Origin of the sequence: Niallia taxi (assembly GCF_004005475.1) — a bacterium.
Classification (GTDB): domain Bacteria; phylum Bacillota; class Bacilli; order Bacillales; family Cytobacillaceae; genus Niallia; species Niallia taxi.
Genome location: NZ_RZTZ01000046.1, coordinates 1 through 2,654, shown reverse-complemented (window position 1 = coordinate 2,654; position 2,654 = coordinate 1). Strand labels below are relative to the sequence as shown.

The following is a 2,654-nucleotide window of genomic DNA, read 5'->3' as shown; positions in this document are numbered from 1 at the left end:
ATCGTTTTCTTAAAATCATCGTTATATTTTTTGCCTGCAGGTTTACGTTCCAATTCGGACACATCCTCTCAAAATAATTGTAAGGACTTAATTAAATTGTGTCCATGAAACTATACTAACTCCAATAAACAAATTCAAGGATACTCTTCCCAGACATTGAAAGCTTATAAGATTCAATCTGCCTTGTTCATAAAGCACTTAGGTAATGTTGAGATAGAAGAAATTACAACGGAAACTATCAAACTGTATCTCGGAGAAGTTGCGAGTGATTTAAAAGTATCTAGTTTATGTCATCGCATTCGCTTTATTAAGTCGTTATTCAGATGGGCGCAAGAAGAGAAATATATTACTTTTAATCCAAGTACGGCCATAAATGAACCTAAATTAGAGAGTAAAATTCCAAAGTTTTTGACGGAGGATGAAATAGAGCTATTAAGAGAAGCGTGCCTCAGTCCCTTTGAAAAAGCGCTATTTAAATTTATGTATTCTACCGGTTGCAGAATAGGAGAAATAGTAAACTTAGATCGAAGTTCTATCAACTTCTCCGAGTAATCCGTTATAGTATTTGGTAAAGGGAAAAAGGAAAGAGAAGTTTATTTTAATACTCGATGTAGTATTTGGCTAAAAAGGTATATAGAAAACCGAACAGATAGTGAAAAGCTCTATTTGTAACGGTCCGAGCTCCACATCGAATGAGCATTGCCCATATGAGATTTGTCATTAAGCAGATATTCAAAAGAGCTAATATTAATAAGTGTATACATCCACATCAGTTAAGACATAGTTACGCCACCACTTTAATTAATAATGGAGCGGGTTTTTTCGCTGAAGTTGGCAATTTGAGTGAATACAATCATCCTCGTCAGATAACCAAACTGGCAGGACTCAGCTTAAAAGAAAATACATCGGGAAAGCATAAAGGGAGAACCAGGATTACGAAACGTGGTCGAAAGAAATTAAGGGCACTACTGTTTCGGGCATCTATGATTCTAGTAGCCAAGAATAAAGCCTTTAAAGCCCTACATCATTATTACACAACGAGACCTGATAATCCGTTGAAAAAGATGCAGTCTTTAATTGCTTTGTGTAATAAGCTCATCCGTATACTCTGCTCTATTGGGAAGAAACAGTTTGTGTTTCAAGAGGAGAAGATGTTGAAGGACATTCCCCATATGCATGCATTTATCTAAGAACCAATAGCAGCTTAATCACTATTAAACTAAGTATTAACAAATAGATTTGAAAAGATGAATGGACAAAATCAGCATGGGATTAGTTGGAAACGCAACTAACGTAAGGACTTAGATCCTGTAGGGCAGCATGACCGACATCCACCTTAGGGAAAGGTTGAACAAAGGAATGCAGGAGCGTAGACTCTGTGAGACTTGGGAGGGTAGACCCCCGTAAGAGATGTGGACATCCATTGGTCCGTACATACCTATTTATCCAACCATATTATAAAAAAACTTATTCAAATATCAGAATCTAAAAGTAAAAGGGCAAATTCAAAAAGGAGTATGAGGCTAACACACTTCTAGGGAATTTAGAGCTACCTTATCAACAAACTCTGCTGAAGTGACCAATGTCATTGAGCTGATAATGGGATGTTTAATACCTAGAGGCCTTGGAAATTTATGGCCAATAGGCATTAAAGACTCAATATCCATTAGTTTTTCTAGTGCATTTTTTAAGTAAATAGTGGCTGACTTAAATTAGGAGAGATTAAATAAAATTCTTAATAGGGGGTATATAAAGCTTGTATGTTTGTCATGTAAAAACCACCTTCTAAAAGTAAAGAAGATGGCTAGGGAAGTTCTTGGGAGACCTTTGCCCTAGATTGAATATAACATACTAATTAGTAATGATATACATAATTAAAAAAATAGTTAAATGTTGAAGAAATTAGACATAGATATTTTTTGGGAGTTTACCGGGTAGGATGCCCTAATGGAAGGCAAAAAATAAAGATTTATTGGAAATAAAAGACATTTTTGAATTGCTAAAGATATGAAAAACAGTCTAAGGAGTTTCAAGAAAAATATGTAGTAGCTTAAAATATTTCTTAGACTGCTTGAATTAATAAAGAAGACATTTTTTTAAGTTTGTAAGCAAACGAGATAAGAAACAGCCTTTGTAGGTAGATCCAAATAAAGGCTATTTCTTTATCACAAACCACAATACAACAAGGAATCAATCACTACTCCCTCTTAGACCTTATCATTTCCAATGTATTAGAAATTAGGAAAATAAAAAATAAATTGCCATTCGATTTTCTCCTTACTAATAGATAGCATTAGAAGTAAGTCTTTTTCTTAATATATGTTACTTCTGGCTTTAACGGGGCAGCATTCCTGTAATAAATGAAGAACTAGCTTATGGCACTAACATGGCAGGTGTGCGGCCGAGCCTAGGTCGTATCATATAGCGGGTGGGATTCCCGCCGAGTAAGAATTAGCCATTCGCTCGTAGCGAGTCTTGGAGGATTAAAGGTAACTTTAATCTTTAAGCGTAGACAGTGAGGTAGCGGGCCGAAAGCCATATGGTTGAAGGGATTGAGCTCCATAAACGTTAGTAAACCGAGAGGGCTGATGCCTTACCTGCGTGCAGAAAGCAACATTTTATCCTTTGTTAAAGGCAAGAAGGATAAAACCTCT

Annotated in this window: 2 pseudogenes; both read left to right on the top strand. The window is 35.8% G+C overall.

Going from position 1 to position 2,654, the window contains the following annotated elements:
- Window positions 1-132 precede the first annotated feature (132 nt).
- Window positions 133-815, top strand: a pseudogene (locus EM808_RS29955) (tyrosine-type recombinase/integrase); the annotation flags it as partial.
- 3 nt (window positions 816-818) lie between these two features.
- Window positions 819-1,190 (top strand): annotated as a pseudogene (locus tag EM808_RS28880) (transposase); the annotation flags it as partial.
- Between the last annotated feature and the right edge of the window lie 1,464 nt (window positions 1,191-2,654).